Annotated in this window: 26 protein-coding genes; 14 read left to right on the top strand and 12 right to left on the bottom strand. The window is 56.9% G+C overall.

Annotation, left to right across the window (positions count from 1 at the left end; genetic code table 11):
- Nucleotides 1-2: 2 nt before the first annotated feature.
- From rimM to ffh, 3 genes are all read right to left on the bottom strand, one after another.
- Complete coding sequence (gene rimM / locus NUW46_RS05425; protein ID WP_418141572.1) at nt 3-530, bottom strand: ribosome maturation factor RimM; 528 nt, start codon at nt 528-530, stop codon at nt 3-5.
- A gap of 27 nt (nt 531-557) precedes the next feature.
- Nucleotides 558-797, bottom strand: coding sequence for a 30S ribosomal protein S16 (rpsP, locus tag NUW46_RS05420; RefSeq protein WP_069184097.1), 240 nt, complete (start codon nt 795-797; stop codon nt 558-560).
- Between the two features lie 163 nt (nt 798-960).
- The gene (gene ffh / locus NUW46_RS05415; protein ID WP_153637256.1) at nt 961-2,352 is read right to left on the bottom strand and encodes a signal recognition particle protein; all 1,392 of its coding nucleotides are present in this window, start codon (nt 2,350-2,352) and stop codon (nt 961-963) included.
- Nucleotides 2,353-2,534: 182 nt separating this feature from the next.
- On the opposite strand from ffh, the gene NUW46_RS05410 reads away from it, so the two are divergent.
- From NUW46_RS05410 to NUW46_RS05390, 5 genes are all read left to right on the top strand, one after another.
- Nucleotides 2,535-3,341: a cytochrome C assembly family protein gene (locus tag NUW46_RS05410; RefSeq protein ID WP_136629334.1), complete on the top strand. Its 807-nt coding sequence runs from the start codon at nt 2,535-2,537 to the stop codon at nt 3,339-3,341.
- An 86-nt stretch (nt 3,342-3,427) separates the two neighbouring features.
- Nucleotides 3,428-4,714 carry an HlyC/CorC family transporter gene (locus NUW46_RS05405; RefSeq protein WP_064227101.1) on the top strand — a complete coding sequence of 429 codons (1,287 nt, stop codon included), beginning with the start codon at nt 3,428-3,430 and terminating at the stop codon, nt 4,712-4,714.
- A gap of 158 nt (nt 4,715-4,872) precedes the next feature.
- The gene (locus tag NUW46_RS05400; protein ID WP_069184094.1) at nt 4,873-5,475 is read left to right on the top strand and encodes a Yip1 family protein; all 603 of its coding nucleotides are present in this window, start codon (nt 4,873-4,875) and stop codon (nt 5,473-5,475) included.
- 195 nt (nt 5,476-5,670) lie between these two features.
- Complete coding sequence (locus tag NUW46_RS05395) at nt 5,671-7,902, top strand: DUF1631 domain-containing protein (protein ID WP_069184093.1); 2,232 nt, start codon at nt 5,671-5,673, stop codon at nt 7,900-7,902.
- A 5-nt stretch (nt 7,903-7,907) separates the two neighbouring features.
- Nucleotides 7,908-8,660, top strand: coding sequence for an energy transducer TonB family protein (locus tag NUW46_RS05390; RefSeq protein ID WP_418141571.1), 753 nt, complete (start codon nt 7,908-7,910; stop codon nt 8,658-8,660).
- A gap of 12 nt (nt 8,661-8,672) precedes the next feature.
- Here the strand turns inward: NUW46_RS05390 and grxD are convergent, their stop codons facing one another.
- On the bottom strand, nt 8,673-8,999 hold the full coding sequence (grxD, locus tag NUW46_RS05385; RefSeq protein WP_008176261.1) for a Grx4 family monothiol glutaredoxin: 327 nt from the start codon (nt 8,997-8,999) through the stop codon (nt 8,673-8,675).
- A 238-nt stretch (nt 9,000-9,237) separates the two neighbouring features.
- Here grxD and argF point away from each other — a divergent pair, with 238 nt between their 5' ends.
- Both argF and NUW46_RS05375 read left to right on the top strand, forming a co-directional pair.
- Complete coding sequence (argF, locus tag NUW46_RS05380; RefSeq protein ID WP_069184091.1) at nt 9,238-10,152, top strand: ornithine carbamoyltransferase; 915 nt, start codon at nt 9,238-9,240, stop codon at nt 10,150-10,152.
- Between the two features lie 3 nt (nt 10,153-10,155).
- Nucleotides 10,156-11,229, top strand: coding sequence for an ABC transporter ATP-binding protein (locus NUW46_RS05375; RefSeq protein ID WP_136631310.1), 1,074 nt, complete (start codon nt 10,156-10,158; stop codon nt 11,227-11,229).
- 9 nt (nt 11,230-11,238) lie between these two features.
- Here the strand turns inward: NUW46_RS05375 and glpK are convergent, their stop codons facing one another.
- From glpK to NUW46_RS05360, 3 genes are all read right to left on the bottom strand, one after another.
- Nucleotides 11,239-12,720 carry a glycerol kinase GlpK gene (gene glpK, locus NUW46_RS05370; protein WP_418141570.1) on the bottom strand — a complete coding sequence of 494 codons (1,482 nt, stop codon included), beginning with the start codon at nt 12,718-12,720 and terminating at the stop codon, nt 11,239-11,241.
- Nucleotides 12,721-12,978: 258 nt separating this feature from the next.
- Nucleotides 12,979-14,598, bottom strand: a complete 1,620-nt coding sequence (locus NUW46_RS05365; RefSeq protein ID WP_227514556.1) for an ATP-binding protein — start codon at nt 14,596-14,598, stop codon at nt 12,979-12,981.
- A gap of 22 nt (nt 14,599-14,620) precedes the next feature.
- Entirely contained in the window at nt 14,621-15,358 is a 738-nt protein-coding gene (locus NUW46_RS05360) for a response regulator (RefSeq protein WP_069184088.1), read from the bottom strand.
- Between the two features lie 247 nt (nt 15,359-15,605).
- Between NUW46_RS05360 and NUW46_RS05355 the strand changes: the two genes are divergently transcribed.
- Both NUW46_RS05355 and NUW46_RS05350 read left to right on the top strand, forming a co-directional pair.
- Nucleotides 15,606-16,367 (top strand): GNAT family N-acetyltransferase, encoded by a 762-nt coding sequence (locus tag NUW46_RS05355; protein ID WP_153634542.1) that lies wholly within the window; start codon nt 15,606-15,608, stop codon nt 16,365-16,367.
- Nucleotides 16,368-16,384: 17 nt separating this feature from the next.
- Complete coding sequence (locus NUW46_RS05350) at nt 16,385-17,245, top strand: lysophospholipid acyltransferase family protein (RefSeq protein WP_418141569.1); 861 nt, start codon at nt 16,385-16,387, stop codon at nt 17,243-17,245.
- On the opposite strand, the gene NUW46_RS05345 is transcribed toward NUW46_RS05350, so the two are convergent.
- The 4 genes from NUW46_RS05345 to NUW46_RS05330 form a co-directional block, all read right to left on the bottom strand.
- Nucleotides 17,163-17,633 carry an FKBP-type peptidyl-prolyl cis-trans isomerase gene (locus tag NUW46_RS05345; RefSeq protein ID WP_008176279.1) on the bottom strand — a complete coding sequence of 157 codons (471 nt, stop codon included), beginning with the start codon at nt 17,631-17,633 and terminating at the stop codon, nt 17,163-17,165. The two genes, NUW46_RS05350 and NUW46_RS05345, sit on opposite strands and share 83 nt — an antisense overlap.
- On the bottom strand, nt 17,633-19,843 hold the full coding sequence (locus NUW46_RS05340) for an acetyl-CoA hydrolase/transferase C-terminal domain-containing protein (protein WP_418141568.1): 2,211 nt from the start codon (nt 19,841-19,843) through the stop codon (nt 17,633-17,635). The genes NUW46_RS05345 and NUW46_RS05340 overlap by 1 nt, the downstream gene beginning before the upstream one ends.
- 404 nt (nt 19,844-20,247) lie before the next feature.
- Nucleotides 20,248-20,571, bottom strand: coding sequence for a hypothetical protein (locus tag NUW46_RS05335; protein WP_418141567.1), 324 nt, complete (start codon nt 20,569-20,571; stop codon nt 20,248-20,250).
- 224 nt (nt 20,572-20,795) lie between these two features.
- A complete protein-coding gene (locus NUW46_RS05330) occupies nt 20,796-21,833 on the bottom strand; it encodes an NADP(H)-dependent aldo-keto reductase (protein WP_069184082.1) in 1,038 nt (345 codons plus the stop codon).
- A gap of 126 nt (nt 21,834-21,959) precedes the next feature.
- Between NUW46_RS05330 and NUW46_RS05325 the strand changes: the two genes are divergently transcribed.
- Both NUW46_RS05325 and NUW46_RS05320 read left to right on the top strand, forming a co-directional pair.
- On the top strand, nt 21,960-23,168 hold the full coding sequence (locus tag NUW46_RS05325) for a glycosyltransferase family 4 protein (RefSeq protein ID WP_418142012.1): 1,209 nt from the start codon (nt 21,960-21,962) through the stop codon (nt 23,166-23,168).
- Nucleotides 23,134-23,682 carry a phosphatase PAP2 family protein gene (locus tag NUW46_RS05320; RefSeq protein ID WP_405418756.1) on the top strand — a complete coding sequence of 183 codons (549 nt, stop codon included), beginning with the start codon at nt 23,134-23,136 and terminating at the stop codon, nt 23,680-23,682. The genes NUW46_RS05325 and NUW46_RS05320 overlap by 35 nt, the downstream gene beginning before the upstream one ends.
- Here NUW46_RS05320 and dinB read toward each other — a convergent pair.
- Nucleotides 23,679-24,743, bottom strand: a complete 1,065-nt coding sequence (gene dinB, locus NUW46_RS05315) for a DNA polymerase IV (RefSeq protein WP_418141566.1) — start codon at nt 24,741-24,743, stop codon at nt 23,679-23,681. The two genes, NUW46_RS05320 and dinB, sit on opposite strands and share 4 nt — an antisense overlap.
- A gap of 115 nt (nt 24,744-24,858) precedes the next feature.
- Between dinB and NUW46_RS05310 the strand changes: the two genes are divergently transcribed.
- From NUW46_RS05310 to minC, 3 genes are read left to right on the top strand one after another with little or no spacing between them, the layout of a single operon-like run.
- Nucleotides 24,859-25,137: a DUF1244 domain-containing protein gene (locus NUW46_RS05310; RefSeq protein WP_069184079.1), complete on the top strand. Its 279-nt coding sequence runs from the start codon at nt 24,859-24,861 to the stop codon at nt 25,135-25,137.
- Entirely contained in the window at nt 25,137-25,526 is a 390-nt protein-coding gene (locus NUW46_RS05305; RefSeq protein WP_153634546.1) for a HopJ type III effector protein, read from the top strand. Before NUW46_RS05310 ends, NUW46_RS05305 begins: the two co-directional genes overlap by 1 nt.
- Nucleotides 25,523-26,284, top strand: coding sequence for a septum site-determining protein MinC (gene minC / locus NUW46_RS05300; protein WP_069184077.1), 762 nt, complete (start codon nt 25,523-25,525; stop codon nt 26,282-26,284). Before NUW46_RS05305 ends, minC begins: the two co-directional genes overlap by 4 nt.
- The last annotated feature ends 71 nt before the right edge of the window (nt 26,285-26,355 follow it).

Below are 26,355 nucleotides of genomic sequence, written 5' to 3'. Positions count from 1 at the left end.
CGTCAGAACTCCGGATCCCAGTCCACCACCATGCGCTTTGAATCCAGATCAACATTCTGGACAACTTCGCCCGGCAGATACGGAATCAGACGCTCACGTTGATCGATGGAACCTGCCGTAGCTTGTACCACCAGAACATCGTTGGACCCGGTTTCCATGAGATGGTGCACTTTACCAAGGCACTCATCATCGACCGTATACACATCAAGGCCCTCCAACTGAAACCAGTAAAACTCGCCTTCAGGGAGTTCCGGCAACTCAGCTGTCGAGACCCTGACCTCGGCACCGCAGTATGTGCGAGCCAGATCACGGTCATTGATACCTTTAAGCCTGACGACGATCCCCTGCCCCTGGCGGCGACCCTCCTCAAGCTTGGCCGGAATACGTCTGCCATCCAGATCGAGCGTCCACTCGGGATAGTTCAGTATTCCTTCCCTGGGGTCAGTGTAAGAGAAGACTTTAAGCCACCCCTTGACCCCAAACACCGAGGTAATCCGGCCGATCACAGTTTCCTGCGAATTCTGTGTCATGCCATAAACCCCGGCGTCAGTGCTGTCTTACTCAGCAGCCTTCAACAGCTGTGCAACGCGCTCACTGGTCTGTGCGCCCTGACCGAGCCAAAATTCAACACGGTCACGATCAACACGCAGGCGCTCTTCCTGGCCGCGGGCGACCGGGTTAAAGAAGCCAACGCGCTCAATGAAACGACCGTCGCGGGACTTGCGGCTGTCGGTGACTGTCAGATGGTAGAACGGGCGCTTCTTGGAGCCACCACGAGCCAAACGGATTGTTACCATTTAACCAATATCCTGTTCTGTTGTACGAACTTTGTACGATTCACGCCTGCTGAAGACCAGCTGACGCGAAGACCCATACTCGAAAGGGGCGCTATTCTATGCTAAAAAAGCGCCAAAGAAAACAGCAAAACCGGTTGTTTCCCCGTTTTCCATGTAAGGCTTTTTACATACGGCCAAACGGAGGCATACCGCCGCCTCCACCGCCGCCCGGGGGCATCATGCCACCCATGCCGCGCATCATATTCGCCATGCCGCCCTTCTTGCCAAACTTTTTCATCATCTTCTGCATTTGCTTATGCTGTTTAAGAAGACGATTCACATCCTGGATCTGGGTTCCGGACCCGGTGGCAATCCGACGCTTGCGGGAATTGTTGATCACATCCGGATAACGGCGCTCTTTAGGTGTCATCGAACAGATGATGGCTTCCATCTGCCCCATGGACTTGTCATTCACCTGTTGTTGCGCCATCTGAGCCATCTGCCCCATGCCCGGCAGCTTGTCGAGCAGACCACCGATGCCACCCATATTCTTCATCTGCTGCAGCTGATCGCGAAAATCCTCCAGGTCAAAACTCTTGCCCTTCTTGATTTTCTTGGTGAGCTTCTGGGCCTTTTTCTGGTCGAGCTTGCGCTCCGCCTCTTCGATCAGCGAAAGCACGTCGCCCATACCAAGGATCCGGGACGCGACACGATCCGGGTAGAACGGCTCAAGGGCGTCGGACTTTTCACCGACACCCAGGAACTTGATTGGCTTTCCGGTGATGTGGCGAACAGACAGGGCGGCGCCGCCACGGGCATCGCCATCGGTTTTGGTTAGCACCACACCCGTCAGCGGCAGAGCATCATTAAATGCCTTGGCGGTGTTGGCCGCATCCTGGCCGGTCATGGCGTCAACCACAAACAGGGTCTCAACCGGGTTGACCGCCTTATGCAACCTGCCGATTTCGCCCATCATCTGTTCATCGACATGCAGCCGACCGGCGGTATCAAGAATCACCACATCAATGTGCTTTTTCCTGGCCGCTGCGATGGCGCCCTCGGCAATATCCACGGGGTCCTGATCCGCACTGCTCGGGAAAAAATCTACACCAACATCGCCAGCGAGAGTTTCAAGCTGGCGGATCGCGGCAGGACGATATACGTCTGCACTGACCACAAGCACGGATTTCTTCTGTCGCTCCTTAAGGAAACGGGACAGCTTGGCGACGGTCGTGGTTTTACCTGCACCCTGGAGACCGGCCATCATGACCACCGCCGGCGGCTGGACATTCAGATTGAGGGACTCGTTGCCCTCGCCCATTACCCGCTCCAGCTCCTGCTGGACTACTTTCACAAAGACCTGGCCTGGCGTCAGACTGCGCTGAACCTCCTGACCAATAGCACGCTTGCGGACGCCCTCGACAAAGTCCTTCACAACTGGCAGGGCGACGTCCGCCTCCAGCAGCGCCATCCGCACTTCCCGAAGGGTGTCCTTTATATTGTCATCAGTGAGGCGCGCCTGGCCGGAAATCTTGCGCAGACTGCCGGAAAGTCGGTCTTGGAGGTTCTCAAACATGTTGCTCTTCCGTACCTCGGATAATTTGAGTGCGTGAATCGGCAGAGCCGGCGACGACTCCTTGATTCCAGTTGCATAATCGCGACATTATAACCAGACTATCGCCCTGAAACGACCAGCCCGGTCAAATCGGCCGAAACCTGCGCCGATCCCCAGTCAGAACAGTGGTTAATAAGGAAGTCATGGGAACGCTGATTCTCGCGGTCACCTCTCTTTTTCTTTACAGCGTCGGTACCGCGCTGCAGGCCCTGCATTTCAGGGGCCGGGTCCAGAGCAATATCGCCATTACCACCCTGATCGGCGTTCTCGCACTTACCAGCCACGGACTTCTGATTGGTCAGACGGTCCACCACGACGGAGGTTTCGACTTCAGCTTTTTTAAAAGCTCGGTCCTGATTTCCTGGCTGATCGTGTTTCTGTTGCTTGGCCTCAACCTTAAAAAGCCAGTGCAGAGCCTGTTCCTGGGTGTCTACCCCCTGGCAGGCCTCACCATCATTCTTGCTCTTGTTACGCACGGTCCCTCGAGACTGGTGTCGGAACAAAGCTATGGCATGCTCTCCCACATCGCACTTTCGGTGACAGCCTACAGCCTCTTCAGCCTGGCGGCCATCCAGGCAGTCCTTCTTTATTTCCAGAATCGCCAACTAAAGCACAACTACAACAGCCTGCTGGTTCGTAACCTGCCACCTTTGCAGACCATGGAGTCCCTGCTGTTTGAAATGGTCTGGGCAGGCGTTGTCATGCTGATCCTGGCAATAGTGACCGGCGCCCTCTTTATAGAAGATCTTTTTGCCCAGAACCTCGCTCACAAGACCCTGTTCTCGATTCTCTCCCTTCTGGTTTTCGTGGCGCTACTAGTCGGCCGTTACACAAAAGGCTGGCGCGGCATTACTGCGAGCCGATGGACACTCGCAGGCTGCGCACTGCTGATGCTGGCCTTTTACGGCAGCAAGTTTGTGCTGGAGCTGATCTTCCAGCGCGGCGGCTGACCACCTGGAGCCCCCGGTATTCTCTTGACACAACACTCGCCAAAACCCTATTTTCGCTACTTGTCAGCAATATAAGGACACCTCTTTTGAACGAAACATCGCTTACCGCGCTGTTTATCCTCCTGGTCGGACTGATCCTGCTCTCCGGTTTCTTCTCAAGCTCTGAAACCGGGATGATGTCCCTGAACCGATACCGCCTGAAACACATGGCCAAAACGGGCCATAAAGGTGCCAAGCGCGCCCAGGGTTTGCTGCAACGCACTGACCAGTTGATCGGCGTAATTCTGATTGGCAACAATTTCGTCAACATCTTTGCATCGTCGATCGCAACCGTTATTGCCATTCGCGTCTGGGGCGATGCCGGCATCGCCATCGCCACCATACTGCTGACAATCGTGATTCTGATCTTCGCGGAAGTCACCCCGAAAACCCTGGCGGCGCTGTTTCCCGAGAAAATCGCCTTTCCAGCCAGCTACATACTTGGGCCACTGCTCAAAATCCTCTATCCCATCGTCTGGGCCGTAAATCTGTTTACCGGCGGCATACTGAAACTTTTGGGGGTTTCCGCCGCCGACGCCGCCAACGACCACCTTAGCCGGGAAGAACTCCGAACCCTGGTGAACGAGGCCGGAGCCCTGATACCAGCCAAACATAAGGACATGCTTGTCAGCATTCTGGATCTGGAGAAAGTGACCGTAAATGACATCATGGTGCCGCGCAATGAGGTGGTCGGTATCGACCTGGAAGATGACACCGACACGATCCTGCGACAGTTGCGCAGCAGCCAACACACGCGGCTTCCGGTTTACAAGGGCGACATCAATAACATTCAGGGCATACTGCACCTGCGCAGCGCTTCGAAGCTGCTTCAGCAGGACGAGATCAACAAGGCCATGATCATGCAGCTTTGCCAGGAGCCCTATTTCATTCCGGAAAGCACGCCCCTGAACACCCAGTTGATCAACTTCCAGAAGGGTCGGCGCAGGTTTGGCGTTGTCGTAGACGAGTACGGCGACGTGCTGGGTCTGGCAACCCTTGAGGACATACTTGAAGAAATCGTCGGCGACTTCACGACGGACTACGCTGCCACCAGCCCGGACATTATCCCGCAGGACAACGGAACCTTTATTATCGATGGCACCTCTGCGGTGCGCACGATCAACAAGACACTGGGCTGGAAACTCCCCACGGACGGGCCGAAAACGCTCAATGGCCTGATCACAGAAACCCTTGAGAACATCCCCGACACCAACGTTTGCCTGAAAGTGGACGGCCACCGGGTGGAGGTTCTTCAAATCAAGGACAACGTCGTGAAAGCAGCCATTGTGCACCCGAAAAAACGCAAAAAGCGCTCACTGTCACTGAAACAGTAACCCCCTGAAACCTCCCTCCGGATGGCGCTATAGACTCTTCGGTTATAGCGCCCCACATTCTAGAAAGATCAAAATTTAACCGCCAGCTTGACCCCCGTTGATCCCCCACCAACACTGAAGGAGCGTGCGAAACAAAAACAATCACAAGGAATACGTCCATGAGTCTGACACACACGTTTGGCCTGCTCGCCCATCCTGACCAGGAGTGGGAAGCGATCCGCAATGAATCCGAGTCCGTCACAAAGCTATACGCCGGCCATATCCTGTTATTGGCACTGATTCCAGCGGTTGCCGGTTTCATAGGAACAACCCAGGTAGGCTGGCAGATTGGTGACGGCCAGATTACGAAGTTGTCGGTGACGAGTGCGCTACAGCTATCGTTGCTTTTTTATGGGGCCATGCTTGCCGGCATCTTTGTGCTGGGCAAGTTCATTGATTTCTTTGCAGCCACTTATGACGCATCGGAGCGAACGCCCAGAGGCGTGACCCTGGCCGCCTACACAGCGACCCCCATTTTCCTGATCGGAGTCATTGCCGCTTACCCGAACATCTGGGTGAACATGCTGGCAGGCCTGGTAGCTGTTGCCTATGCAGTCTACCTGCTTTACGAAGGCCTACCTATCCTGATGAAAATACCCGCGGAAAAGGGCTTCATGTTTGCCTCATCAGTCCTGACTGTGGGTCTGGTAATGTTTGTCGCTCTGCTTGCCATCAGCGTCGTCATCTGGAGCATGGGTATCGGCCCGGTCTATGTGAGTTGAAAGAAAACTCATTGGCAAGTCAGCAAGCTGCATGAGGGTGCCTTTCCGGCACCCCATGTTTTTTTGAATTTGCTCTCACGTTAGCGTTTGGTCATGTTAACTTTGGATAAAATGCGGTAAATTTAACCAATAACGAGAATTCAAGGATTACCCGCTCGGTCATGTATCCGGTTGAGGCGTAAACAGGAGTCTGCCATGAACAAGCAGTCCGGCATACATTACCTCCGCGAGCACAGGGAAGCCGGAAGTAACAGACCGGTTCCTGCGGAGGTCACCCGCATCCGGGACACCGTTGTCGCCGGACTCGGTGATTTGCTGCAGGGCGCCTTCGACGCCGTCGACGATTCGCTGTTCGAGTTGGCCAACAATGCCCGCAGCAATAATGAACAAAACCGGTATTTCGAAGCGATGCGTGAAATACGCATCAAACGGAAGGGTGTAGAGCGGCACTTTCAGAACACCGTAGCCCAGTACTTCGCCAATCCCCCTCATACCGGCCCGCTTCAAGAGGAAAACCTGAGCAAACAGGCCAACGCAGATACTCTCTCCCTGGTTGGCAATGACGACCTGGAAGAGCAGGTTGCGCTCAACGCCATGATCACCAAGGCGAAAGCGCACTTTCAGGGCCCCCTGCTTCAACTCCAAACCCGCTTCAGCCAGGTGTACCCGGAAGCCACCGAAGAATCACCGGTGAATCCCATGGCACCTGAACATCTTTGCAGCGCCTTTACTGAGGCGATACAGGCTCTGGAAATCCAGATTCGGGAACGTCTGATTCTGCTGAAGCAGTTTGACCGCTACGTTGTCTCCAATCTGGGCATGCTTCTGGACGAAGCCAATCGCATACTGATTCAGGCCGGCATCATTCCGAATTTCAGGTATCACGGGAAAGCCGGTAAGCAGCACGAGGCCTCTGGGGCGAAGACGGCGAGCTCTGCCAAAGGCGAGCCGGACACGGCAGACACATCAACCCGAGACGGCAGCCAGGAATATGCAGGAAGCAGCGCCGTCTTCGAGCAAATTCGCCAGATGCTGGCATTGCAAAGGGCCAACGCGGGCATACCCCCAAGAGCATCTGATCCTGCAGTGAGAGTTATCGGGGACTCTGAGTTAGCAAGCCTGCTTAATGCATTGCCAATTGCCAACGCTTCCTGGCAGAACCAGAGCAATCTGAGTGATGGAGAACCTGTAAGTGTAGACCTCAGGCAGTTGGTACACCAACTCCTCCAGGAAGAGGCTGACCATGGTGATGGGCGAAAACCTGCACTGAACGAGGTCGATGAAGACCTGATTAACCTCGTCTCCATGCTATTTGAATTCATCCTGGACGACTACAATCTCTCGGCACCTGTACAGGTACTCATCAGTCGTCTGCAGATACCAATCCTTAAGGTTGTCATTCGGGACAAGAGCTTTTTCAGTCGCTCCACACATCCGGCTCGCAGGCTCCTTAACTCGCTTGCCCGTGCAGGGATTGGCTGGAGCAATAGTGACGAAAAATCAAAGGATAAGCTCTACGACCAGATTCACAACATAGTACAACGCATTCTCAACGAGTTTGATGGTGACGTCTCGCTATTCGAAAAACTGAATCAGGAGTTCGAAGAGTTTCTCGAGCGCGAAAACCGCAAGGCGTCACTTGTAGAGCAGCGAACCCGAGAGTCGGAAAGAGGACGTATCAAATCCCAGGCGGCACAACAAACGGTCGACAACCTGCTGAAAGAGAAGGTGTCGCGCTATAGATTGCCGCAACCGGTGCACGACATTTTGATGAACGGTTGGAGCCGTGTCCTTTTCCTTGCCTATCTGCGCGACGATGTCGAACATCGCTGGAACTCTACAGTAAAGGTTGTTGATGATCTCATCTGGTGCCTGCACCCACATCAAGAGGACGACGAGAGGGACCAATGGGTGCGGGTGGTTCCAAGCTTGCTGAAATCACTCAGGTCAGGCCTTGAAGAAGTTTCCTACAATTCGTCCAAGCTCGATGAAATGATGGGACAACTGAAACACGAACTGGCGGAAGCCTTCCGAACCAATGCAGTAATTGAGCCTCGACCCAATGCGACACCTTCACCCGACGAGGATGAAGAAAACCTTTCCCAAAAACAGACCAACAAGCGGCAAGAATTGGACGACGCAGCCGTGTCTGAGTATGTCGTTCAGATAGATGGTTTGCAGATCGGCAACTGGGTGGAGTTCCGTCTCGTGAATGGCGCCAATTTCCGGTGCAAGCTATCCGCCATCATTGACGAAGCAGACTGCTTTGTCTTTGTGAACCGGATGGGGCTGAAGGTTATTGAGAAAACCCGAATTGAACTGGCTCATGAAATGCGGCGCGGCCGGCTGACCCTGCTTGAGCAGGGGGCGCTGATTGACCGGGCCCTTGATGCGGTCGTCGGCACCCTGCGGAGCAAGACTGCCTGACGCCAATGCCTGAAAAAAGCAGTCCACATGTCCTGCCGGCTCCTTACCGTCTGGGGTTGGCAGTATCTCTGGCACTATTCCTCCACACATTGCTGCTGTCAGGTATCCCGGCCCCCGTGGAAGAACAGGCGGTCACCCATAAGGACAGTGTCCGTTTCGAGCTGGTACCTCGGGGCGCTCGTGAAACCACAGCGAATACGCCTGAGAACTCCAGCCCGAGCCCGGCCAAATCAAGGATTCCACCTTTCGAGATTGATCCTCCGCGCCCCGAATCCGCTCCGAAGCCGGAGATTGTCACTACAAATCAACCGCAAACCACAACACCGAGTGAGCAGACTAATACCCGTTCTCCCGAAAGCCCGGCGGCCGAAAAAAGCATCAGCGGCAATGCCGGTGCAGAGCCAGAGCCGACTCCGGAAAATCCAGACGAGAAGGTAACACGGATCACTGAGTCGCCGGCCGAACTGGACCCTTACGTGGTCAAGTTGGCCATCCACCTGGCACGGGAGCTGGAAAAACTGAGAGTACCGGCTTTAAGGGATTTGACCGAGACAGTGGCCATGGAAGTGGAACTGCAACTGCTGGCAAATGGTGCCCTAACCCGGGCAAAGGTGCTGAGTTCTACAGGTATCAGGACTATCGACGAAGCTGGATATCGGGCGGCTCTGGCAGCGAGCCCCTACCCCCAGCCACCGAAAGATGGCGAAAACCGAAACCGCTTCGAGGTCGAACTGTTATTTACCCCGAAACGGCTCTGATCAGCAACGATATCAGGCTTCTGCCTGCTTCGCGGCCTCTTTTACAAGCTTGGCCAGTTCACCACTCTCGGACATTTCCAGAACGATGTCACAACCACCAACCAGCTCACCGTTGATATAGAGCTGGGGATAGGTCGGCCAGCTGGAGTAAACCTTGAGGGCCTCACGAAGCTCCTGGTTATCCAGGATATTCACAAAAGCAAAGCGCTCGCCGCAAGCCATCACTGCCTGTACCGTCTTGGCAGAGAATCCACACTGTGGCGCCTGAGGGCTACCCTTCATGTAAAGGATGATCGGATTCTCTTCGAGCTGGCTTTTGATAGTTTCATTGATATCCATGAACATTTACCTCTGTTGGAACAGTCTTGCCACACGGCTATTTTCCTGGCGTTATTGTACACGGGTGCCGAACCCCTCACCAAACACCTTGATTTGACCTCGCGCAACGCCTGCAGTTCCAGCCCTGTTACAGCGTTGTCATACCTGCTTCGAAGGGCTAGACTTGATGCCCCATTTTTTCAGCCAACGTTCAGGCAATCCCGCCAGCTGCGGGGTTCGTTGAGATAAGGGCCATCCCATGGCGGCAAGACATTTTCTGACATTGAATGACATGACAACCACCGAGCTGGAAAGCCTGGTAGATCATGCCTCGGCATTGCGCAACGAGTGGCGGCAAGGCAAGGTTCGGGACTCCCTGAAAAACCGGGTGCTGGCGATGATCTTCGAGAAATCGTCTACCCGAACCAGAGTGTCCTTTGAAGCCGGCATGGCCCAGCTTGGTGGCTCCGCAATGTTCCTGTCGCCCAGGGATACGCAGCTTGGCCGCGGTGAACCTATTGAAGACTCCGCTATCGTTATATCCAGCATGGTGGATGCGGTGATGATCCGCACCTTTGCCCATGAAACCGTGGAGCGGTTCGCAGCAGCATCCCGGGTCCCGGTAATTAATGCCCTGACCGACGATTTCCACCCCTGCCAGCTGCTGGCTGACATGCAGACTTATCGTGAGCACCGTGGCAGCATCCGTGGTGCCACGGTGGCCTGGATCGGCGACGGAAATAACATGTGCCACTCATACATCAACGCTGCCGCCCAGTTTGATTTCAACCTGAACATTGCCTGCCCCGAAGGTTACGAACCGGCCGAGGCACTGCTAAAGGACCACGGAGACCGGGTCAAGGTCGTTCGGGATCCCGCAGAGGCAGCCCGCAACGCCCAGCTTCTGGTAACCGATGTCTGGGCCTCCATGGGCCAGGAAGACGAGCAGAAGGCTCGCGAAAAAGCATTCAGTGGCTATCAGATCAACCCGGAACTGCTTGCTCTGGCCGATAAGGATGCGCTCTTCATGCATTGTCTGCCTGCCCATCGTGGCGAGGAAATCTCCGCCGATATGATGGAACACCCCGCGTCCGTGGTCTGGGACGAGGCCGAAAACCGTCTGCATGCACAGAAAGCCCTGCTTGAATTTCTCATCCTGAATCGTCTGGACTAATTCATGAGCATAACCGCGCAATCTCCGGCAGACTGGCTGCTTGAGGTCAATAACCTGTCCTGTGGTTACGGCGGGGATTCCGTGGTCAAGGACGTCAGCTTTGCCCTGAGTCATGGCGACATCGGCTGCCTTCTCGGCCCCAGCGGCTGCGGCAAAAGCACCATACTGCGCGCCCTCGCTGGTTTTCTCCCGCTCAGCGGTGGCGAAATCTGCCTGCAATCACAGACCATCAGCCTGCCTGGGCGCACGTTACCGCCGGAAAAACGGCGAATCGGCATGGTGTTTCAGGATTACGCGCTGTTTCCACACCTGACCATTGCTGACAACGTGGGGTTTGGCCTGCGCAACCTGAAAAAGGCAGAAAAGCGCCAAAAGGTCATGGAGCTGCTTAATGTTGTGCACCTGCAGGACCTGGCCGACAACTACCCCCACGAACTATCCGGCGGCCAACAGCAACGGGTTGCTCTGGCACGCGCCCTGGCACCCGAACCGACCCTGATCCTGCTGGATGAGCCTTTTTCCAACCTGGACGCGGATCTGCGCCGGCGCCTGAGCCTGGATGTACGGGAAATTCTCAAGACTCTGGGCATCAGTGCCATCCTGGTCACCCACGACCAGCAGGAAGCCTTCGCGATGTGCGATCAGGTCGCGGTGTTGCGGAACGGCAGGATCCAGCAGTGGGATGTCCCCTACAACCTCTACCATGAACCGGCGAATCGTTTCGTGGCCAGTTTCGTCGGCCAGGGCGGCTTTATCCCGGGCACCGCCCTCGGGCCGGACACTATCGAATCCGAACTGGGCGTGATCCATGGTAACCGGGCCTACCGATGGGAGCCCGGCACCCTGGTGGACGTGCTGATCCGCCCTGATGACATTGTCCACGACCCTGATTCGGATCTGCAGCCAAAGGTCGTTGAAAAAACCTTTGCCGGCACTTCAACCCTGTACCGTTTCCGGTGCTCCGAAGACACGGAATTCGAGGCCCTGTTCCGCAGCCACCTGGATTTCAATCTGGGCGAGCATGTTCCGGTGCGAGTCGAGGCTGATCACCTGATCGCCTTCGAACGCACCTCCTGAGGCCACCAACTAGTTGTTGCAGACCCGCTCAACGGCATCCAGCCAGCCAGCATAAAGCGATTCTCTCAGAGCCGGGCGCATTTCGGGGTGGAACTGCCGCTCGCATTCCCACAGCCCGGAAATCTGTTCAAGACTATCGAAAACACCGGTCTGCAGCCCCGCAAGGTAGGCCGCGCCAAGAGCGGTCGTTTCTGTTACCCGGGGCCGATCAACGGTGACATTCAGTATGTCGGCCAGAAACTGCATCACCCAGTCGTTCACCACCATACCGCCATCCACGCGCAGCGATTCAAGTCGGGCACCATCGTTCTGAATCGCACGCACCAGATCCTTCGTCTGATAACAGACCGACTGAAGGCCTGCGGTAACAATCTCGCCAATTCCAGTATCCCGGGTCAGGCCCATAATGGCGCCGCGTGCGTGCGGGTCCCAATGAGGTGCCCCCAGACCGGTAAACGCCGGGACCAGGTACACCGGATTGTCGACTCCGACTGCCTCCGCGTGGGCCGAGGATTCATTGGCGTGAGAGATCAACTTGAGCCCGTCCCGCAGCCATTGCATGGCAGCACCGGCGACAAAAATGCTGCCCTCCACCGCGTAACAGGGCTTGCCGTTCAGGCGATAGGCCATGGTCGTCAGCAGCCGGTTCTCGGACCGAACGGCGTCATCGCCGGTGTTGAGCATAAGGAAGCAACCGGTACCATAGGTGCTTTTGGCCATGCCAGGACTAAAGCACGCCTGCCCTACCAGGGCCGCGTGCTGATCTCCAGCAATACCGGCAATCATCACCGGAGCACCTAACCACCGCGTTTCAGCAGTGCCATAATCTGCTGAGCTGTCCAGAACCTCTGGCAAAAGGGGGCGGGGCACACGGAAAAGGGTCAGAAGGTCGTCATCCCAGTCTTGCTCGTGAATATTGAAGAGGGCGGTTCTGGACGCATTGGTGGCATCGGTACAGTGGGATTTGCCATCGGTCAGGTTCCAGAGCAGCCAGCTGTCCACGGTCCCGAAAGCCAGGTCACCGGATTCAGCCCGACGCCGCGCGCCTTCCACGTTATCCAGGATCCAGGCTATCTTGGTGGCCGAGAAGTAAGGATCAATCAACAGCCCGGTACGGTCGACAACCATGTCCTCATGGCCGTCAGATTTCAGCTTGGTGCACCAGGACGCCGTTCGTCGATCCTGCCACACAATGGCGTGGTAGATCGGCTCGCCAGTTGCCCTGTCCCAGATTACCGTTGTTTCTCGCTGGTTGGTGATGCCAATGCCCGCCAGTTCTGAGGCTTCGATGCCTGCTTTTTCGAGTGCTCCACGACACACCGCCAGGGTGCTGTCCCAGATCTCTCGAGCATCGTGTTCTACCCAGCCGTCTCTGGGGAAATACTGGTGAAATTCCTGCTGATCGCCGGCAACGCTGTTTCCCGTTTGGTCGAAGACAATGGCTCGGGAACTGGTTGTCCCCTGATCGATGGCAAGCAGATAACGGGTCATGAATGGCCTCCTGTTGTTTTCGAGGATTCTAACAGCAGAGCAGCCGGTAAAGGGTGACCGATACGGAATTTGGGAACAGCCATAAAAAAAGGGCCGGAAAAACCGGCCCTCAAATGACGAATGAAACAAGGAAAGTTCGTAAGAACTACAACCTCAAAAGTCATCCCTTACGCTTTCGATTATTCATCAGGCAGCGGAAAACTTCCGTAGTGCTTGTGTAGTCGCATTGTTACATCAGGTGAGGCAATGAGCCCTGCATCACACAATTGAGTCCACAGGTTTTTTTCTTGGCCAGACCAGGCTGAATTTTGCGCCCCCAAGCGTGTCGCTTCTACTGACAAAAGCGTGGCCCCCATGCCAGTAGAGGATGCGGCGTACAATAGACAAACCAAGGCCGTAACCTCCGGAAGTACGGGTGCGACTGTCATCCAGACGGGCAAACGCGGTGAAGACTTTCTCCCAGTCTTCCTCGGGAATGCCGGGCCCATCGTCCTCAACGTCGATGCGGCAGTTGTCCTCATCAAAGTGGCAACTTACCAATACCTTGCCCGCAGCATAGCGGCCGGCATTGCCCACCAGATTCTGGATCGCCCGATGCAGGTACCGAGGCTCGATATCCGACAACGCCCAACGCTCGGAGATCTCATCGATGTTCCCCTCAATATCCAACTCGGGCCGAACCATCTGCTGTTCAGAAACCACCTGACGGACAATATCGGTGACCGAATTTTCCTGAAGCGAAAATACCGGACCACCCTGCTCCAGTCGGGCGTAGGTCAGGATCTCGTCGATCAGCTCGTCCAGCTCCTGGATATCGCCATCAATGCCATCCAGCTGCTTCTGAAGCGCAGCCTGGTCCTGGCAGTCTTCAATCATCTGGACGCCAAAGCGAATCCTGGCCACCGGGGTACGTAATTCGTGAGATACGGCATGGATCATTTCCCGCTGCACCTGTACCAGGCGCTGTATGTGCTCGGCCATCCCGTTGAATGACGAGGCCAGACGCGTCACCAGCGTCCCTTCGCCGGTCTGGACCCGGGCACCCATTTCGCCACGGGCGATTCGCACCGCCACAGACTCGACAGTTCTGAGATTGCTATCAACCTCCCGGAGTGCGAGGAACAGGGCGACAGCCAGCACCCCACCCAGCACCAGCACCAGCAGCAGGACAACCGGCCATGCCCAGGCATTGAACGCAGGGGGCATATCGATCCGGTACAGCTCGCCATCGGCAAGCTGAACAATCACCCGGCCACAACCGTCCGAATCGTCGGTATAGAAGGCAAGACCACGTTCGGCAACCTGATCCAGAACGTCCGGGTCCGGTAACAGGTCGGCATCGTCCAGAGGGTAGACTTCCACGTTGAGAGACCGGGCCATCTGAGCGGCAACATTCAGACGATCGTCCACCGAGGCTGAATCGAGATGCCATCGGAAGATCAGTCCTATAGTCTCTGATACGTCCCTGTATGGCTCGCTCAGACGAAGTTGCAAAACCTCCCCGGCAAGCCCGGTAACCAGTACCCGATATCCCACGTCACTCTCGATACCAACCACCTGGCCGTAACCAAGCCGCTCCAGGGCCACCGGGGACAGGTTGAACCGGGAAGGAGCGCCGACGCGAAGATCTACCGTCGATGTAAGCCAATGATACTGTTGAACGGGTGCCGGAGCAGTCGCCAACCAGCGCATCAGGGGCTCAGGAAATCGTTCGTGCCAGAACTGCGAGCGTACCGTATTGATACCGGTGAACAGCAGGACACATAACAGGACCACCAACGCAGTCAGGCCGGCAAGGCGGGCGTAGAGCTTGAGAAAGAACTTCAGGGGCATGATACCAACCCTGGCATGGAACACCGGCGTGCGGGCGAGGGGCACACCGGCTCCAGAGACTGAATCGTCAGGCTTCCTTTACGAACAGGTAGCCTTTGCTGCGAACGGTCTTGATGCGCCGCGGATGGATGGGGTCATCGCCGATTTTGGGACGAATCCGGGACACGCGAACATCAATGGAACGGTCCTGACCATCGTACTCAATGCCGCGCAACGCGGTGAAGATCTCTTCCCGGCTGAGTACGCGACCGGCGTTGCTCGCCAGTAACCAGAGCAGATCAAATTCGGCACTGGTCAGATCGATGCTTTCATCATTCAACCAGGCTTCGCGCATGGAGCGGTCTACGACCAGATCGTTGAACTGGAGACGCACCGGTTCTTCGCCGCCTGCCTCGTCACCCGCACCCTGCCCGGTCTCGGTAACCCGACGCAGCATGGCACGTATGCGTGCCAGCAGAACCCGCGGCTTGACTGGTTTGCCGATGTAATCATCCGCCCCCATTTCCAGACCAAGCACCTGATCCAGATCATCAGTGCGGGCAGTCAGCATAATGATTGGGCCGGAATAGAAGGGGCGCACCCTACGGCAAATAGACAGCCCGTCTTCACCCGGCAACATCAGATCCAGCACCACCAGATCAGGCTGTTCGTTACGGATCCGCTCTACTGCGGGGCCGCCGTGAGTTTCCAGGGAGACAGTCAACCCGTTGCTTTCAAGGTATTCGCGGGTTAATTCCGCCAACCGCTCGTCGTCTTCGACAATCAGAATTCGCCAACTTTCGTTTGTCTGTTCCACGCCATCCATCTCTGGTTTTGTTATTCCGGTTTCAGGTCATTCTGTGTACCTGACAATACAGGCAACCTGCTGTAACAGCAATTATACATGCTATTCAGAAATATACATGGAACCGGTGCTTCGTTACACCCTGTGACACAGCTCCCGCAAACGCCCATTCACCCCCTGGTGTCACAGACACGTCACGTCGCGGTCACCGATGTGTCATACCGGCTTCATAGGCTTGTCGGGAAATGGAAACAAAAGAGACGACGCCATGACCACACAAACCGCGAAAGCCCGCCGCAGCGCCCGTCGCCTGAAAACCGACATGACCCGATGCCCGAAACAGGTTGAGGCCGCCCAGCGGCTGCGTTACCGGGTCTTCTCGGAAGAGTATGGCAGCGATCTGGGCGCACAGACGCCAGGAATCGACGCCGACGAGTTCGACACCGTCTGTGATCACCTGATCGTAACCGACCTGGATTCCGGCGATCTGGTCGCAACCACCCGAATCCTGCATCAGGCAGACGCGCAAGCCGTTGGCGGGTTTTACTCCGCCGGCGAGTTCGACCTGAGCGCCCTGTACAAACTCCCTGGAACCATCGCCGAACTGGGTCGCACCTGCGTTCACCCGGACTACCGCAACGGTGCAACCATCAGCCTGCTCTGGTCGGCAGTCGCCGAATATCTGGTTGAACGCGGTGTTGACTACATGATCGGCTGCGCGAGTATCGGTATGTCCGACGGAGGGCTGAAGGCCTGGCGCATCGCCCGCCATCTCCAGAACGAATACCTGGCCGACCCGGCCTTTCTGGTCAAACCGCTCCGGGCAATGCCGCACCTGACCCACACCCGGGACAACGATCGCCCTGTGGACGTCCCCGCCCTGATCCGAGCCTACATGCGCCTCGGCGCCCGGGTCTGCGGTGAACCCTGCTGGGATCCGGATTTTCGTTGTGCGGATTTGCTGGTCTTGCTGGAAGTCAGCAAACTGGCCGGCCGTTACAGCCGACACTTCATGCGCACGGCGTCCTGAATCCTGGGGGTTGATCAATGAACTGGCTGAGACTCTGCGTTCGCGTGACGGCCTTTGTGGCCTTTCTCGCGGCCACCACCCTATTGGCCGCCGGTTTGCGGATCACTGAAATGGTTACCCGCAAAACCATTGATCGTACCCCCTGGGCAAGATTCTGCTTCCGATGGGCCTGCCGATGTCTGGGACTGAACATTCATCAGCACGGTTCGCCATCGAACGATACCGTACTCTTCGTCAGCAACCACATCAGCTGGTCGGATATTCCGATTCTGGGGAGCCTCGCGCCGATTCGCTTCCTGTCGAAAGCGGAGGTCGGCCAGTGGCCGCTCATTGGCTGGCTGGCTCGACAGGCCGGCACGCTCTTCATTTATCGCGGGGGTGGCCAGGCTCGACGCGTTCGGGGACAGATCATCGAGAATTTGCAGGCCGGAGAGAATGTCCTGGTATACCCGGAAGGAACCACCAGCGCAGGCCTGACCGTATTGCCTTTCCATGGCCTCTTGCTCAGGGCCGCCCCGGAAAGCAAAACACCAATCCAGCCAGTGACCATTACCTATCGCAGAGACGGCCGACCTGACCATCTGGCTCCCTTTATCGGAGAGGATGAATTCCACAGCCACCTGCTGCGAATGCTCAGACAGCCCTCTGCACGGGTCGACGTTGTTTTCCACGAACCGGTGCAATCGCCAGAGGAAGTGCCGACCGCGGAGCTGGCCGCCAGCCTGCGACAAACAGTGCTCGACGGCCTCAAGCGGGTTTACAGTGGCGAGTTCGACCAGCAGGAAACAAACCTGCTCAGAACAGAGGACGTCCCTGGGCTACCTCATCTTCCGTCGCTTCACGGCGGCCGACGATCTCCAGATCGAAGTACAGGGTGAATCCCGCCAGTGGGTGATTGGCATCCACCTTTACCAGGTTGCCGTCGATCCCGACAACCTGCACGATCTGCGCTTCATCGCCGGTATTGGTCTGGAACTTCATACCAATCTGCAGGTTCTCAATGCCCTCGAACAATGAGCGCGGCACCTTGCGCACCAGTTCCGGCTTGTGTTCGCCATACGCCATGGCGGGTGGCACCGTTACTTCCAGGCAATCCCCAACATTGCGGTCTTTCACCGCCTGCTGGATTCCCTCAATAATCTCAGGGCTGCCGTAGACAAAGTGCAGAGGCTCACTGCCCTCGGAAGTATCAACCAGCTCGCCGATCTTGTTTTTCAGTACGTAGTGAACGGTAAAAACGTCGGGTCTTGCTTGTGAAGCTGTCATCAGGTTTTCGAGTTTCCTGTATCCGGTGGTGTTTCGAGCTGCTGCAGGCCATGAATAACCAGTCGCTGATCCAGCTTGTCCCGCAATCCTGAAGGGTCGCTCAGCCCCATGCGTTCAAGCAGGGCTCCATAACGGCCTTCGTCATCCCGGGCCCGGAGGGCCTGTAACAGGGTCGATATTTTACCACGACGAGTGGCCGTTGCGGCCTTGAGACCCTTAAGGGCTTTCCCCAACGTCAGTTCTTCGTCGGTAAAGTCCCTGCCAAACGGGAACGGCGGGAACAGGCTGGCATCCCCCGCAGCCGCAACAGCGCGCCGAATTGCTTGCGGCGTGTTGTTACACCAGTCGGCAGGCAGCTTGAACCCGGGATCCACCTTCCCTGCCTTCTGGGCTTTTTTCAGGAGTTCCTGCTGGAACCGGGAGTCGGCAATGCGGATCAGCCGGAGGAAAACCTGCTCGTCGGACTGCCCCCTCAGGTCAGCAATTCCGTACTCGGTGATCACAATATCCCGCAGGTGCCGGGGAATAGTGCAATGACCATAATTGAAGACAATATTGGAAAGCACCTTGCCGTGGGATGAGCGAGTGCTACGTAGCGACAGGATCGAACGGGCGCCCGGCAACTCGTGGGCCATGGCAACGAAGTTGTACTGACCGCCAACACCGCTGACCACACGGCCATCCTCAAGGCCATCCGATACTCCGGCGCCGTTGAGGGTGTACATCATGGCCGAATTGATAAAGCGGCCATGAACGCGCTGCGCGGCTTTCAGCTTCTGGTCACCAAACGGGTGATCGTACAGGTGGTTGATGAAATTCACGCTGGTCATGCAAATTTTTGCACGCTGCTCGTCGTTCATCTCGCGGAGGTACTGGTAAAACTGCTCAGGACCAACGTAAAAACCGCCGTGCATGGCGATACCACCCGTCAGCCGCTCACCAAGAATCAGCGTTTCGATGGCCTCTCGGGCTTCCGGGTTATCCAGGTCACCCTCCACCGACTGGTCTCCAACCCGTAGCCGGCCGCCCTTGAATTCAACGGACTCCCGGAAAATCCCATGCCGTGCGAGCCAATGGACATCCTTTGCCCGGAGTGGGCTATCGATCAGCTTCTCCCGCCGCAGGACATCCAGCGTCGCAAGCGAAACCTCCTCGCTGATGTCACCACGATTGAGCAACGCCTGAAGACCAGCATGATCGTACACTTCACGGCTGAGTATGCCTTCCTGCATCAGGTACAGAAAACCATCCACCATCATTTCGCTGCAACCATAAAGCCCTTTTTCGAAGGGCCCCGTGCCACCATCTTCCCTGACCACCGGAAACTTCTGGTCAACGTTCAGATGATCAAACACTTTCCGCCAGGCATCGTTGTGACTGTGCCGGAGGATCGCGCTGTGGACCAGAGCAGCGCCCAGTGAGCCGATACCAACCTGAAGGGTGCCTCCATCCTTTAACAGGGTACTGGCATAAAACCCGATCATGTGGTCTTCCGGGCTGACCGACATCTGGGGGGCCGAGAACAGCGGGTAATCGCTGGAGGGTTGATCCAGCAGCACATCGAAACGGTCTGCCTCGATGGCCGCATGGTGTCCTAACCAGGGAAGGTTTTTGTTCATCTCGGCCACCAGAGCAACCGGCGAGCCGGCTGCTTCCCGCTCCCGCAGCAGCGGAATCAGGTCCAGGGTCAGGTCGGGGTTGCAACTCAGGCTGACTAGCCCGGGCTGTCCGTGCGCTTCGCCTGGCGCCACCATCTGGGCGACCACGTTGACCCCAACAGCCATCAGATCGCGAACTGCGTGGGTGTAGTTGGTACAAACATAATGCCGTTGCTGGGAACGATTGTTCAGGTAACTACCGGCCTTGAAGAAGAATTCCGAGACCTGGACATTTTGGGGAAGGCGATTGGCGGAGACATCACGGGCATAGGCCAGTTCCGGGATTCGACCATAGAGGCGCTCTACAAATGGCCCCATGAAGCGCTTCTCCAGTGAGGAACCACCCTTTGGCGCCAACAGCGACAGCGCCGTCACAATACGCAGACGAATTTCCGGATCGTCCTTGGCCCGTTGGTACAGCGCGTTCACGAAGCGGACCGGCTTCCCGAGCCCGAGCGGCAACCCCAGTGTGATTTCCTTGCCAACCCGGCGAATCACCTCATCAACGCAGGCATTCACATCATTCGATAACTGCCCTCTATCACCCGCCATTACCAAGCTCCTTATCGGCTAATCAGCATGTTAGTGTCCCGTCTGGTTAATTCGCTGACCTACTGCGTGGCGCTGAGCCCCCTGGCCAAGGCGCCAGCGCGCAGGTGTGGTGGCTCCCCATCAAGTGCTGGCAACACCGGCCAGGGGCCTCAGCGCCGCGCCCTCCGGGAGCCACTGAGAGCCTTGATAGCAGCGTTGCGCTGACTCGATTTGGAACCACCAAACCTTCGCCATCGCGCCTTGCTCTCAAGGCTCTCAGTGGCTCAGTAGGTCAGCGAATTAACCAGACGGGACACTAGCGGCGATGATCACACGTCGATCGGACACAGACAATGCGCCAGATCATGATTCTGCGGTTTGTCGGATTTGGGGGAGTCAGGGGCTGAAGAACAGGGGTTTGAGTTTCAGAAGTTCCACTTCAGATTCAGACAGGCGCCCTCATTCAGAAGTGCAATGCCATGGTCAGCCTGTGCCGGATCAGATGCGTAGTGTTTGCCGGACTGCTTGGAACGGGTAAGCGTCAGGCTCAGCAAGCGGGAACCGATTTCAGTAAAGGCGTCAGAACTGTCCTCTTCGAAATCGCCGGATACCCGTTCCTGCACTTCGAAGATCTGCTCGCTGGTTGTCGTGCTCTCGACCTGCTCGAATACGCGCTCGGACGCTTCGGCGCGAACGACGAAAGCAACGAGATTGAGAGCGAGTAATGCGACAAAGATGCGAATAATCATGACACTGCCTGAGACCTTTTTTCCGACACGGGAGTCTACGGATACCTTAGGCTTAAGTCTAATGATTACAGGCCGGAAAGATGTGAATCTGCACACAAAGACGCCGACTTTTTGTCACGAGATCAGCATGTTTTTGTCAATTTATGATCCCCGATATTTCAGAGTGTAACAGCGCCTCCGGCCAGCGCCTGATGACCGGAGGTAAAAGCCGAAAACCAGCGAACTCAGGGACAGGGATAAGTGAACTCCTGATGGATAGACTCAATGGCTTCGAGTACTGATGGGCTAAGAGAGATCTGCGCCGACCCGATGTTCTCCCGCAACTGCTCCATGGTCGTGGCACCGATGATATTGCTGGTTACGAAACTGCGGCTGTTAACGTACGCCAGCGCCATCTGAACAGGGGACAAGCCGTTTTCACGGGCCAGCTCGACGTAAGCCCGGGTGGCATCCATACCACGACCACTCGTATAGCGGCTGAAACGTTCGTAGAGGGTCATTCGGGCTTTTTCCGGCCACTTCCCGCCGAGGTATTTGCCAGACAACATGCCAAAGGCCAGGGGCGAGTAAGCCAGCAAGCCGGTCTGCTCCCGGTGGGCGATTTCCGCCATCCCCACCTCGAATGAACGATTCAGGAGATTATAAGGATTCTGGATACTGGCCACCCTCGGCCAGCCCTTCTCGCCAGCCAGGCGGAGGTACTCCATAGTGCCCCAGGGTGTCTCATTGGACAGCCCGATGTGCCGCACCTTGCCAGAGCGCACCAGTTCATCCAGTGCCTCAAGGGTTTCCTCGATGGGCGTGAAGGACTCCTCGGGATTGTGTTCATAGCCAAGCTTGCCGAAAAAATTCGTGCTGCGATCCGGCCAGTGCACCTGGTAAAGGTCGATGTAATCCGTCTGCAGGCGTTTGAGGCTGGCGTCGCAGGCTTCATGAATGTGATCGCGGGTAAGGCGGGGACCATTACGCAGGTACTTCAGGCCATTGCCCGGCCCCGCTACTTTGGAGGCAATCACCAGTTCGTTGCGTTTGCCTCTACTGGCAAGCCAGTTTCCCAGATAGGTCTCGGTCAACCCCTGGGTTTCCGCCCGGGGCGGAACGGGGTACATCTCTGCGGCATCAATAAAGTTGATGCCCTCGTTTACCGCGTAATCCAGTTGCTCAAACGCCTCCTTTTCGGTGTTCTGTTCGCCCCAGGTCATGGTACCCAGGCAAATCAGGGTAACGTCGAGATCCGTCTTGCCAAGCTTTCTCGTTTGCATATCGTCTCCGATTCGGTTCGGTTAACGGGTAAAGGGAATGTCACGGGAGTGTCGCATAACTGTCATGCCAGCTTTTCATAGTAGGGGCATGTCAAAGGAAGCACAGGAAACACCGTGACCGAGACCATGCAGGCCACCCGGCGCCAACAACACATTACCATTGTTTCGGAGACTTTTCCGCCGGAAATCAATGGTGTGGCAAATACGCTCAGGCATCTTTGCCAGGGGCTGATGCAGCGTGGGCATCGGGTGACGGTTATACGGCCACGGCAGCAGCATGAGCGCAAAGGCAACTTTGCCAGCGCCGGCGAGGCCCTGTTCACCCGTGAGCATGTGGTGACCGGATTGCCTCTGCCTGGCTATGCGGACCTGCGTTTTGGCCTCGCCCGGACCAGCCACCTGAAAAAACTCCTGGCCGGCGACCGCCCGGACGCAGTCTATGTTGCCACCCAGGGACCACTGGGTGTCGCTGCCACATCAGCTGCGCGCCAGACGGGTATTCCGGTCAGCTCCGGCTTCCACACCAACTTCCACAGCTACAGCCGCTACTACGGCGTTGGCATGCTTGAGCGTTTACTGTGTCTCTACGGCCGCTGGTTCCACAATCGCACCGCCATCACCCTGGTGCCCACCCGAAAAATGCAGCAGACGACAAAAGCCATGGGCATCCCGGCAACCGGTCTCTGGAGTCGAGGCGTCGACTGTCACCGCTTCACGCCCCATAAGCGTGACAGCGCACTACGAGAATCCTGGGGATTGCAGGCCAATGACCGCGCCATCCTTTATGTGGGTCGGCTCGCGCCGGAGAAAAACCTGCGCATGGCGGTCGCCTGCTTTGAACGCATCCGCGGCCTTCATCCCCAGGCAAGGTTCATCCTCGTTGGCGACGGCCCGCTTCGGCGTCAACTGGCCGAGCGCCACCCCGATTACGTGTTCTGCGGCACCCGGCGGGGAGACGACCTGGCCCGACATTATGCCTCGGGCGATCTGTTCCTGTTTCCCAGCAAGACCGACACCTTTGGCAACGTGGTACTGGAGGCTATGGCCAGCGGCCTGGGTGTTGTCAGCTTTGACGACGCGGCAGCAGCCGAACACATCCGCCACGAGGAAAACGGCATGAAGGTGCCGCTGAATCAGGACGAGGCTTACGTGGACAGCGCACTCCGACTGGCCGATCAGCCGACCTTGCTGAACCGTATCAGGGCCCAGGCAAGGCTGGACGCCCTGGAACAGAGCTGGAATTCCCAGATCGAACAGTTTGAACAACTGGTTTTCAATCAACCCGCAAAGGCCGGATACCATGCCATCAACAAGCAAAGCGTCTCGCTTCTTTGAACTGGCAGACCAGCGCGAATTCGCTTTCTGCCAGACTATTAACCGGGCTGTTCGTTTCCGGCCAGTCCTCGGCTATTTCCGGCTGGTAAGCCGACTGGGTGACGGCTGGTTCTGGTATGCCCTGATCCTGTCGATCCCTTTTCTTTATCCGGCCTCGGGGCCAGGGCTAGCGCTGCTCATGGCGCTGACCGGCCTTGCCTGTACCGTCAGCTACAAGCTTCTGAAGCGCTGGCTAATCCGGGAACGCCCTTTCATTTCCTTTCCTGCCATCGACTGCGGCACACCACCCCTGGACCGCTACAGTTTTCCCTCCGGCCATACCCTTCACGCTGCCTGCTTCCAGGTTATGCTCACCCTGGCCGAACCGGCGCTGGCAACGATAGTGCTGCCATTTACCCTTAGTGTCGCCGCATCACGGGTAGTCCTGGGGCTGCACTACCCCAGCGACGTCGCCGCGGGCGCTCTGATCGGCGGGCTGATGGGCTACATGGCCATGAACTGGCTGCACTTCTAATCAAACAAACGCAACTGGGTGACCGGGGCGTCATTATTGCGAAAACGCACACCGAGACCCAACAGCCGAACCGGTCGCTCCCGGTTGGTCACCAGTTCCGCCAGCAGCGGCAGATAATCTTCCAGGGTGGGCTCTTTGATCTGTTCCCGGACCCGCTCCAGGGTATGGGTTGAAAAATCACTGTAGCGGATCTTGATAAAGAGTTTATGGATCGGCTTCCTGCGCGCCTTGCGCGACAGACGAAGGTTGAGGTCGGCTACCAGGGAGGCCATAACGGTTTCGCAGGCGGCCATGTCCGGCAAGTCCTGGGAAAAGGTCCGCTCGACGCTGACTGACTTGGCGATCCGCGACACCACGACGGCCCGGTCATCCCGGCCGTGGGCCATTTCGTGGAGGCGGTAGCCCTGCTTCCCGAAGCGCTCGATTAACACATCAGCCCCAAGCGCCTGCATGTCCCCGCAGGTCTTGACCCCCAGTGCGTGGAGTTTCGAGGCCGTCACCTGCCCTACCCCGAACAGCTTCTCCACCGGCAATCCCTGCACGAAACCTTCAACGTCCTCCGGGCGGATCACAAAGAGCCCGTCCGGCTTTTCCCAGTCGCTGGCGATCTTGGCGAGAAATTTATTGGGCGCCACGCCGGCGGAAATGGTAATACCCACTTCCCTGCGTACCCGCTCCCGTAGGTGTCGGGCCATTAGCGTAGCGCTGCCCTTGTGATCGGTCACATCGGAAACGTCCAGAAAAGCTTCATCCAGAGAGAGCGGTTCCACCAGATCCGTCATTTCCCGCAGGATCGCCATCACCTGCTGTGAGACCGCCCGGTAGCGTCCCATATCCGTCGGGACGGTCACCAGGCCCGGGCAAAGGCGACGTGCCTCGCTGCCGGGCATCGCCGAACGCACACCGTAAGCTCGGGCCTTGTAATTGCAGGTGGTTACCACGCCCCGTCCACCATCACCGCCCACTGCCAGCGGCACCTCCCGGAGGCTGGGATCGTCCCGCATCTCCACGGCCGCATAGAAGCAGTCACAATCCACATGGATGATCTTGCGTTGTGGCATAATCAGGGGGCTCGCGTCGATTCTCTGTACATTTATACAGCCTTGTATCTTAAGCTAACATGCAGAGAATGTCAGGATTCCTGATAAACGGCGCATCAACCATTGCGAGGCCAATATGAGCAATCCGATTCCTGAAGCAGAACGCACTGAAATTGAAGCCGCAGCCTTCCGTCGGCTGGTCAAGCACCTGCGTGAAAACACGGAGGTGCAAAACATCGACCTGATGAACCTGGCGGGTTTCTGCCGTAACTGTCTGTCGAAATGGTATCGGGCAGAAGCGGATGAGCGGGGTTTCGAGATCTCTGATCCCCAGGCCCGCGAGGAAATCTACGGGATGCCCTACGAGGAGTGGAAGGCGCTCTATCAGACAGGCCCCAAGCAGGAACACAAATAATGAGCGTTAACGATGCCGTGAGGATTCACCTGGCATCCCTGGACGCTGGTCATGCCAGCTTCAAAGACTCCCTGGCCCTGATCGAACAGCACTTCGAGTATCAGCCCTGTGGTTTCCGGAACGGCCCGCTGGTAAACGCCGAAGGCGAGAATGCCGGGTCCTGCCGGATCTTTGGTCTGGGCCAGTACTGCAATTTGAGTGAAGTCGACACACTGAAACTGTTTGCCGAGCACTATCAGCAGGTTCTGGACGACCCGACCGGTGAGAGCCACGGCAACATCCGACAGTTCATCAGCACCGGATGGTCAGGCATCCGATTTGAAGGCGTGCCGCTCCGGCAACGCCCGAACCCAACCGACAACATCACCAGGGAAGAGACTCCTTCATGAGCGATACCGCCACCTCCGGGGTAAAACAGGGTTTTCAGCTAAAAAGCGCCAGCGTGTCCATGACAGCCCTGGAGCTCTACTACTTTGACGACGGCGAGTTCGAAGACGTACTGCGAGACAAGATCAGCCAGGCACCGGGGTTCTTCAAAGACATTCCGCTCATCATCAGTCTCGAGAAATACCAAGGGCTGGATAGCGAACTGGATTTCTTCAAAATCATCGGTACATGTCGTCGCAACAACATCCACGTCGTTGGCGTGCGCGGTGGCAGCGACGATCAGCGCCGCCTGGCCCGCGGAGCTGCATTGGCGTTGCTGCCAGGCAACGGCCAGCGGGACCGCGCCCATGAAGCGGAGCAGGCTGTCGCGGAGGAAGCGGAAGCGGCGGTTGGCACAGCCTCTACTGGCGCTGCCGGTGACCCACCTCCAGCCAAAATCATCTCCCAGCCGGTACGCTCCGGCCAACAGATCCACGCGCCGGAAGGCGACCTGGTTATTCTGGCGCCGGTACAGGCCGGCGCCGAAGTTCTGGCGGCAGGCAACATCCATGTTTACGGTCCGCTCCGGGGCCGGGCGCTGGCCGGCATCCATGGGGCAGAATCCGCACGAATTTTCTGCCAATCCCTTGAGGCGGAGCTTGTGTCCATCGCGGGACACTATAAAATCTCCGAAGATCTTCAGGACAATGGCTGGAAAAGCGCTGTGCAAATCCAGCTCAGGGACGACCTGCTGGTGGTAACGCCACTGGACAAGGCCTGATATTGGAGCTGAATACAATAACTTGACCGGACAATTCGGCAGACACGACGAATCCACCGAGAAACAGGAAC

Source organism: Marinobacter sp. MA, assembly GCF_048298425.1.
In the GTDB taxonomy this organism is placed as follows: domain Bacteria; phylum Pseudomonadota; class Gammaproteobacteria; order Pseudomonadales; family Oleiphilaceae; genus Marinobacter; species Marinobacter salsuginis.
This window is presented reverse-complemented; position numbering and strand designations above follow the sequence as displayed.